At 52.7% G+C, this 393-nt stretch carries 1 protein-coding gene; it reads left to right on the forward strand.

Annotated features, from left to right (window positions below; genetic code table 11):
• Positions 1–29: 29 nt before the first annotated feature.
• Positions 30–393, forward strand: a 364-nt coding sequence (locus NBZ83_RS34175; RefSeq protein ID WP_261576579.1) for a hypothetical protein, incomplete at its 3' end; no start/stop codon positions are given.

Raw genomic sequence — 393 nt, forward strand, 5'->3', positions numbered from 1 at the left:
ATCCGATTATTCATGAATTCGAGGATTACATGGCCGCGACCGATCCGCTGCCGACCTGGGTGGGTCTGCGCAGAGGCAAATTGCGTCCGCTTTACTATCGATTGATCCACAAGGAAGTAACGCCCGCCTCCATTGGCATTACAGTCTTTGGCAATGACGGTATCTCACGCCTCGCCCGCAAATACGGGATTTTCAAGGATGCCGCGCCGCAGGAAAATTTCTATTACTGGGTCGGCAAGGAGGCCACGCGCATCTATGATCCGGCCTATGGCCTGACGCCGATCCATCATCCGGAGTTTATCGGTTTTCATATCCATAAAAAGCATAAGGAAGTCGTGTCGTTCCAGCCGGGAAGTTTTTACATGTGGGCAATAGATCGGGTGCGCCCATTGC

It is taken from the genome of Frankia gtarii, from assembly GCF_025403375.1.
Lineage (GTDB): Bacteria > Actinomycetota > Actinomycetes > Frankiales > Frankiaceae > Frankia > Frankia gtarii.